Genomic DNA, 7,513 nt, shown 5'->3' on the forward strand with positions numbered 1-7,513 from the left:
GGAGAGCGCCTGATGAGCGTGCCAGAGGAGAACCGCCGCAAGACCGGCAAGACCGCCCCGGCCACCGGAGGGAACATCGAGCAGAAGCAGCCCCGGCGCGGCCGCCGCGACGAGGAACGCAGCGAGGGCCGCACCATGGGCGAAGCGCTCCAGGACGCCGACGTGAAACCCGAGGACTACGACGAGAAGTAGGCCCGCCCGGCGAAGGTCCGCCCGCCGCGCGCACCACCCCGGCGCGTGGCGGAACGGGCGGGCCCACGGCGCCGGGCCCTCTCCCGCCCGGGAGGCCCGTATGACTCCGCGAGGAACCCCCTTCGACCCCGCCCGCGTCCCGCACCTGGGCGGCCGGTTCGCGCCCGTCACCGAGGAGGTCGACGAGACGGAGCTGCGGGTCACCGGCACCCTCCCCGACAGCCTCGACGGCGTCTACCTGCGCAACGGCCCCAATCCCCGCTTCACCCCGGTCGGCAGCTACCTCTACCCGATCGACGGCGACGGCATGATCCACGGGGTGTGGCTCTCCCAGGGCAGAGCCCGCTACCGCAACCGCTTCGTCCGCACCCCCGCCATGCGCGCCGAGGAGAGGGCCGGGCACGCCCTCTAGGGCGGCCTCCAGTCCCTGATCACCCCCGGCGCCGACCAGGTCGGCGAGGCCCTGGCGGGCAGCTTCAAACCCCTCCCCGACATCAACGTCGTCCAGCACGCCGGCCGCCTCCTCGCCCTCGCCGAGTCCGGCTGCCCGTACCGCATGAGCCCGGAACTGGACACCCTCGGCAAGGAGACCTTCGACGGCCACCTCCCCGCCGGGATCACCGCCCATCCCAAGACCGACCCGGCCACCGGCGAGCTGGCGGTCTTCTGCTACGCCCTGGAACCCCCCTACCTGACCTGGTCGGTCATCGGTCCCGACGGCGCGGTCCGCCGCGGCCCCACGCCCGTCGACGGCGCCGTGGAACCCCGGATGATCCACGACATGGCGCTCACCGACCGCTACCTCGTCCTCGTCTGCGCCCCCGCCCTCTTCGACCTCGACGCCGCCATGAAAGGCGGCTCCTTCCTCGCCTGGCGCCCCGACCGGGGCACCCGGATCGCCCTGGTCCCGCGCGACGGCGGCCCCGTCCGCTGGGCCGACGACGAGGCGTTCTGGCTGTGGCACACCGTCAACGCCTACGACACCCCGGACGGCCGCGTCGTCCTCGACTACGTCCAGTGGCCCGCCCTCTCGCTGGGCCGCAGCCCCGAACCCGCCCCGGCCGGGCACGGCGCGCACAGCGGCCTGACCCGCGCCCTCGTCGACCCGGCCACCGGCACGGTCCGCCGCACCCAGCTCGACGACACCCGCGTGGAACTCCCCCGCATCGACGACCGGGGCACCGGCCGACCCCACCACCGCCTCGCCACCGCCGCCGGCAGCGGCCGGACCCCGGGCCTGCTCACCGGCGAGTACGACGCCCTGTGCTGGTACGACATCGAGGACGGCCACGCCACCACCCGCCTCTGGCCGGCCGGTGACCTCTCCGTCGGCGAGCCCGTCTTCGCCCCCACCCCCGGCACCCGCGACGCCACCGACGGCCACTGGCTCACCTTCGCCACCGACCGCACCGACGACACCAGCTGGCTCCTCGTCCTGCCGGGCGACGACCCCGCGCGAGGACCCGTCGCCCGCGTCCGCATCCCCGTCCGCGTCCCCCTGGGCCTGCACGGCACCTGGCTGCCCACCGAGGAGTGAGGGAGCACAGGACCGGGGGGAGGGGCACCGCCCCGTCAGGCAGGCACCGCTCCCGGCGCGGTGTGCCCGAACTCCGCCCCGGTCGGCAGCAGATCGTGCCGGACGTCCTCGCCCGCCACCCCGGCCCGCGCGAGCGAGGCGCCCACGGCCCGGACCATCGCGGGCGGCCCCGAAACCAGCACCCGGCCCCCCGAGGGAGCGGCGGCGCGGGTCACCGCGGCGGCCAGCCGACCGTACCCCTCCCCACCCGGAGCCCCGCCCGTCACCGGCACCACCGACAGCCACGGGCGGCGGCGCTCCAGCCCGGCCAGGTACTCCGTGTCGTACAGACCGGCCACGTCCGTGGCGCCCAGGAACAGCCGCACCCGCCGCACCCCGTGCCCGGGCGACATCCGCACCCGCCGGTCCACCTCCTGGAGCAGCGCCTTCATGGCGGCCCACCCGGTGTCCCAGGCGACCAGCCGCAGATCCCCGACGGGCTCCTCGCCGAGTGTCAGGTTCCCCTTCGGCGGCCCGAGCCGCACCTCGTCGCCGACGGCCGTGCGGTGCACCAGCGCCTCACTCACCCCGCCCGGGCCGGTGCACCGGACGTGCAGCTCCAGCTCACCACCGGCGCCCGGCTCACCCGCCAGGTAGTACGGACGCCAGGTGTGCGGCAGCAACGGCGACTCCAGATCGGTGTACTGCCCGGCCTCGTACCGGAAGGTCTCGTGCGGCACCACCCGGAGCACCGCGAGATCGCCACCGATGACCTGATGTGCCGTCACCGCTGCTGTCCAGAAGGGTGGTTCGTGCAGCGCGGCCTCCGCGCCCCGCACCATGGCCGTCACGCCGAACCGCACCATCCGCACCCACGCCTCCTCCAGCCCCGCGTCCCCGCGCCCACCGGCCCGCATACGCAAGGCCGCACGCAGTGCCTCCTCGAACGCCGCGTACTGCGCCGGACGCACGCCCAGCTTCCGGTGATCGCGGCCCAGCCGGGTGAACGTCTCCGTGATCTCCTCCGGCCGGTCCAGATGGTCCAGCAGATACCAGAACGCGCGGGCCAGATGGGCCTCCTGAAAGGCCATCTCGCCGGGGAAGAGACCACGCAGCGCCGGATGCCGCGTGAACAGCACCTCGTACAGCTGGGTGATCAGCTCCTCGAAGGGGCCCACCAGCTCCAGGTGGGCCCTGACGACCCGCTGGTCGGCCGCCCCGTCGTACGCCTCCCCGGCCGCCCGCCCCGCCCCCGCCCCGTCTCCCGGCGACAGCATCCGGCGGCGCAGCCGCATCGCGTCGTGCCGGGCGAGGAGCGCGTGGTACGCGCCGTTCTCCGTGCTGGTGCTCCCCGCGAGCTGGGTGGACCGGGGCATGGCTGGGCTCCTTGGCGGATGTGGGGGCGGAAGGGACAGGGCCGCCGGCGGACACACACCCGTCCGCCGGTCCCCGCCGGGTGAAACCGCAGGTCAGTATGGCATTGCGGTGATATGCCCCAAGGGCCCTGCCGGAGGGGGCCGTTGGTCCCTGGACAGACCTTCCCGAGGCTGTGCCCCGGCGAAGCGGCCAAACACCATGAACGCAATGACCGGCGGGGTGTCCCCGGTCCCGGCGGCTTCCTGACATCCCGGCTCACAGCGCGACATCGCGCGGTGGCAGAGCACGTACAGGAGCCGCTCCTTGACCACCCCCGACCACCGCACCCGCACCCCCGTCCGGCCCGTCCACCGCCGGCACGGGCACGCCGTGCTGACCGCCGTCCTCGCCGCCCTCTTCCTCGGCAGCCTCGGCAACGCCCCCGTGAGCCACGCCAGCGGCACCCCGTCGCCGCCCGCGGCCGCCGAGTGCCCGCCCCGGCTCGCCTCCACCGCACGCTGCTGGACCGGCCAGGACGACAACGGCGCCCACTGGACCATGGCCGTACCGGCCGACCGGAACGGCGCACTCGTCGTCCACGCCCACGGCGGCCCCGGCCTCGGCGACACCTCCGACCCCGAGCGCAGCACCGGCGACCTGGAACGCTTCGCCGTGATGGTCGAGGAGGGGTACGCCTGGGCCGGCTCCGCCTACCGCCGGGGCGGCTACGGCACCCGCATGGCCGCCGCCGACACGGAGAACGTCCGCCGCCTCTTCACCGAGCACTTCGGCCGGCCCGGGCGCACCTACCTCCACGGCCAGTCCTGGGGCGGCAACGCCGCCGCGAAGACCGCCGAGACCTACGGCACCAGGCCCGGCGCCTACGACGGCGTCCTCCTGGCCAACGGCGTCCTCGGCAGCGGCTCACGCGGCTACGACCACCGCGTCGACCTGCGCGTCGTCTACCAGTGCTACTGCCGCAACCACCCCCGCCCCACCGAACACCAGTACCCTCTGTGGAAGGGCCTGCGCGCCGGCTCCCCCTGACCCCGGCCGGACTCCGCGCCCGCCTCGACGAGTGCACCGGCCTCACCTCCGACCCCGCCGACCGCACCGCCCCGCAACAGCGCAACCTCGACGACATCCTGGCCGTCACCCGCATCCCCGAACGGAGCCTCGAAGCACACCTCCGGTTCGCCACCTTCACCTTCCGCGACCTCGTCACCAGCCGGCTCGACGGCCGCAACCCCTTCGGCAACCAGGGCGTCCGCTACACCGGCTCCCACGACGACAAGGCCCTCAACGCGGGCGTCGAAGGGTTCGCCCCCGACCCCACCGCCCGCCGCGACCTCTCCTGGGACAGCGACCTCACCGGCAAGGTCTCCCTCCCCGTCCTCGCCCTCCACGCCATCGACGACCCGACGGCCTTCGTGGAACACGGGGCCGCCTACCGCGCCACCCTCCACGGCGCCGGCCGCGCCGGGGACCTGGTCCAGACGTTCACGAAGGAGCGCGAGCACAGCGGCCTGAGCGACGCCGAGTACGCCGCCTCCCTCGCCGCACTCGGCACCTGGGCACGCACCGGCCGCACCCCCACGCCACACACGGTCGCCGCCTCCTGCCCGGCCTTCGACGCCACCTACGGCACCGGGTGCTTCTACGACCCCGGCCACCACCCCGCGCCGTACGCCTCCCGGGTCCGCCTCCGGCCCGGCGGTCTGGGCCGGCCCGCCATGACCGCCGCTGAGGAACGGGCGTGGAGCCGCGTCGACGGTGTCGGCATCGCCCCCTGACCTGCACGGTCCCCGGTTCATCCGGAGTAGCCGGAGAGGCGGCCGGGGGCCCGGGGGCGCAGGCTGAGGAAGACATGAGCGATGTGCGAGGTGCTGGCCGGCGTGGGTATCGCGTTCGTCGGGTGGCAGCGGGCTCCGGAGCGGTGGCCGCTGCCGTCCTTCTCGCGCTGCCCCTCGCCGGCGTCCCCCCGTTCGGTATCGGCCCGGCCCAGGGCACCCGGACCCCCGCGGCCCCGACCAGCCCCCTCGTCTGGGCCGGCACGCTGAAGCCGCCCATCGTCACGCGCGCCCAGTGGGGCGCCGACCCCAAGCTGCTGGACCAGAAACCCCACTACGCCGACAGCGTCCGTGCTGTCGTCATCCACCACACCGGCCACCCCAACGGCTACGACTGCGCGGACAGCCCCGCCCTCGTCCGCGAGGTCTACCAGGCGCACGCCGTGAACAAGGAGTGGGGAGACATCGGCTACAACTTCCTGGTCGACACCTGCGGCACCATCTACGAGGGCCGCCTCGGCGGCGCGGACCGCGCCGTGATCGGCGCCCACACCGTCGGGCTGAACACCGGCACGACCGGCATCGCCGCGATCGGCACCTTCACGGCCGGCACCCCGGTGCCCGAGCCGATGCGCCGCTCCATCGAGAAACTCATCGCCTGGAAGCTGGCCCTCGCCCAGGCCGACCCGGTCGCCACCACCCACCTGCTCTCCAGGAACAGCGACAGCCGCTTCACCAAGAACACCACCGTCACCATGCCGGCCGTCTTCGGCCACATCGACGCCTACGAGACCAACTGCCCCGGCGACGCCCTCATGCAGCTCCTCCCCGCCCTCCGCAAGGGCGCCGCCCGCCTCCAGGGCGACGCGAAACTCCTCGCCCACGAGAAGGACCGGCGCTCCCGCCGCCAGGCCGACGGCGCGGGCTGAGCCCGGCGCGTGTGCCGCGTTATGCGGTGATTTTCGCCGACCGGTAGGCAGGACGCGGCCCGGAAGACTCGCAAATCCCTTAGCTCTGCCCGTGCTTGCATGGCCGCGACGAGGACGGCTCGTGAGCGCAGCCGTGCGTCTCGTGCTCCGGCGGGGGGCAAGGCTCTGCCCGCCGCCGGAGCGTGTCAGTACGCATGGGGGTCCATCAGTCCGCCCCCGCCGGCGCGGACACCCGCCCGACCGGTCCTCACCGTGGCGGTGGAAAGAGGAAAGATGTCCAAGCGTGCACTCATCACCGGAATCACCGGACAGGACGGTTCGTACCTGGCCGAACACCTCCTCGACCAGGGGTACCAGGTCTGGGGGCTCTGCCGGGGTCAGGCCAACCCCCGCAAGGACCGGATCGCCAAGCTGATCCCGGAGCTGTCCTTCGTGGACGGCGACCTCATGGACCAGGGCAGCCTGGTCTCGGCGGTCGACCTGGTCCAGCCCGACGAGGTCTACAACCTGGGCGCCATCTCCTTCGTCCCCATGTCCTGGCAACAGCCCGAACTGGTCACCGAGGTCAACGGCACCGGCGTGCTGCGCATGCTGGAGGCCGTCCGCATCGTCTCCGGCCTCACCAAGTCCTCCGGCAGTTCGCCCCGCGGCCAGATCCGCTTCTACCAGGCGTCCTCCTCGGAGATGTACGGCGAGGTGGCGGAGAGCCCGCAGCGGGAGACCACCTCCTTCCACCCCCGTAGCCCGTACGGCGTGGCCAAGGCCTTCGGCCACTACATCACCCAGAACTACCGCGAGTCGTACGGGATGTACGGGGTCTCCGGCATCCTGTTCAACCACGAGTCGCCGCGTCGTGGCGCCGAGTTCGTGACCCGCAAGATCTCGCTGGCCGTCTCCCAGATCAAACTGGGCCTGATGGACAAGCTGCACCTCGGCAACCTCGACGCCGAGCGCGACTGGGGCTTCGCGGGTGACTACGTCCGCGCCATGCACCTGATGCTCCAGCAGGAACAGGCCGGCGACTACGTGGTGGGGACCGGGGCGATGCACCAGGTTCGCGACGCCGCCCGGATCGCCTTCGAGCACGTCGGCCTCGACTGGCAGGAGCACGTCGTCGTCGACCCGGGCCTGGTGCGCCCCGCCGAGGTCGAGACCCTCTGCGCCGACTGGGGCAACGCCCGGCGTGAACTGGGCTGGGAGCCCGAGGTCGACTTCGAGCAGCTGATGCGCATGATGGTCGAGTCCGACCTGCGCCAGGCCTCCCGGGAGCGGGACTACAGCCAGCTCCTGGCCACCGGCAGCTGGTAGGCCGGCTCCGTCCGGGGACCGGGGCGGGGCCGCTCGTGACCTGCGAACCTGCGGCCCCGGCACCCGCACACACTAGGGATTTCCAAAGCCCCACCCGCCGCAGACTGGGCCCCATGGTCAGCGGAACTGTGGGCACGGCACACGTGCTTGGCGTGTGCTCCGAGGGAGCGGCGGGGGCGCTGCCCGCCCGCCCGCGTACCGGAGAGCCGCCCCGGCCCTCCGGCACGCGGCGCGGCGCCCGGGCCGCCCCCGGGGGCACGTGAGACACCGCGCCCGGCAGGCCGCCCAGGCCCCGCCCCCTGCCCTTCCTCCTCCTCGGGACACCGCGCCCGGCCCGGTCCCCTCCGGCCGTCCCGGGCGCCCGGTGCCCACGCCGGACCGCCAGCCGTCCGCCGGTCTTCATCCAGATGGGTTGCGTTGAT

Annotated in this window: 4 protein-coding genes and 2 pseudogenes; 5 read left to right on the forward strand and 1 reads right to left on the reverse strand. The window is 73.7% G+C overall.

The annotated features are described in order from the left end of the window. Positions 1–12 precede the first annotated feature (12 nt). Entirely contained in the window at positions 13–192 is a 180-nt protein-coding gene (locus OIM89_RS29180) for a hypothetical protein (protein ID WP_030699013.1), read from the forward strand. 100 nt (positions 193–292) lie between these two features. Next, positions 293–1,729 (forward strand): annotated as a pseudogene (locus OIM89_RS29185) (carotenoid oxygenase family protein). A gap of 35 nt (positions 1,730–1,764) precedes the next feature. Here OIM89_RS29185 and OIM89_RS29190 read toward each other — a convergent pair. After that, positions 1,765–3,084 (reverse strand): globin domain-containing protein, encoded by a 1,320-nt coding sequence (locus tag OIM89_RS29190; RefSeq protein WP_047467482.1) that lies wholly within the window; start codon positions 3,082–3,084, stop codon positions 1,765–1,767. Between the two features lie 304 nt (positions 3,085–3,388). Here OIM89_RS29190 and OIM89_RS29195 point away from each other — a divergent pair. The 3 genes and pseudogenes from OIM89_RS29195 to OIM89_RS29205 all read left to right on the forward strand — a co-directional run bounded on the left by OIM89_RS29195 (position 3,389) and on the right by OIM89_RS29205 (position 7,091). Further along, positions 3,389–4,857 (forward strand): annotated as a pseudogene (locus OIM89_RS29195) (alpha/beta hydrolase family protein). A 74-nt stretch (positions 4,858–4,931) separates the two neighbouring features. Continuing rightward, positions 4,932–5,783: a peptidoglycan recognition protein gene (locus OIM89_RS29200; protein WP_030699016.1), complete on the forward strand. Its 852-nt coding sequence runs from the start codon at positions 4,932–4,934 to the stop codon at positions 5,781–5,783. A gap of 273 nt (positions 5,784–6,056) precedes the next feature. Further along, on the forward strand, positions 6,057–7,091 hold the full coding sequence (locus OIM89_RS29205) for a GDP-mannose 4,6-dehydratase (protein ID WP_030699017.1): 1,035 nt from the start codon (positions 6,057–6,059) through the stop codon (positions 7,089–7,091). Positions 7,092–7,513 lie beyond the last annotated feature (422 nt).

This window comes from Streptomyces sp. BI87, assembly GCF_025957665.1.
In the GTDB taxonomy this organism is placed as follows: Bacteria; Actinomycetota; Actinomycetes; order Streptomycetales; family Streptomycetaceae; genus Streptomyces; species Streptomyces albidoflavus.

Coding starts and splice junctions, on each gene's coding strand:
- OIM89_RS29180 (WP_030699013.1), top strand. CDS start 13: ATGAGCGTGCCAGAGGAGAACCGCCGCAAGACCGGCAAGACCGCCCCG.
- OIM89_RS29190 (WP_047467482.1), bottom strand. CDS start 3,084: ATGCCCCGGTCCACCCAGCTCGCGGGGAGCACCAGCACGGAGAACGGC.
- OIM89_RS29200 (WP_030699016.1), top strand. CDS start 4,932: ATGAGCGATGTGCGAGGTGCTGGCCGGCGTGGGTATCGCGTTCGTCGG.
- OIM89_RS29205 (WP_030699017.1), top strand. CDS start 6,057: ATGTCCAAGCGTGCACTCATCACCGGAATCACCGGACAGGACGGTTCG.